Source organism: Holdemanella sp. DFI.5.55 (assembly GCF_020593575.1).
GTDB classification, from domain to species: Bacteria; Bacillota_I; Bacilli_A; order Erysipelotrichales; family Erysipelotrichaceae; genus Holdemanella; species Holdemanella hominis.
In genome coordinates this window covers 1-262 of the sequence record NZ_JAJDMK010000293.1, presented here as the reverse complement: position 1 = coordinate 262, position 262 = coordinate 1, and the positions used below count along the sequence as shown (strand labels likewise).

Sequence of the window (262 nt, the reverse complement as noted above, 5' to 3'; positions counted from 1 at the left end):
GACGACGTTCACGTTGGCGGCCACGTTCTGTTTGATGACGGTCTGATCGACATGATCATCGACGAAAAGGACGAAGCCAACCATGAACTGGTCTGCACGGTTCAAAACCATGGTCTGCTGGGTTCACGCAAGGGTGTCAACGCACCTGGCGTTTCCATCAACCTGCCAGGTATCACGGAAAAGGACTCCAGCGACATTCGCTTTGGTCTGGAACAAGGTATCAACTACATTGCCGCTTCCTTCGTTCGTAAGCCAGAAGATA

1 protein-coding gene is annotated in these 262 nt (G+C 51.9%); it reads left to right on the top strand.

Translation table 11 applies throughout. The annotated features are described in order from the left end of the window. Positions 1-262: pyruvate kinase (locus tag LJE08_RS14155; protein ID WP_255650365.1), on the top strand; the 262-nt coding region annotated here is incomplete at both ends.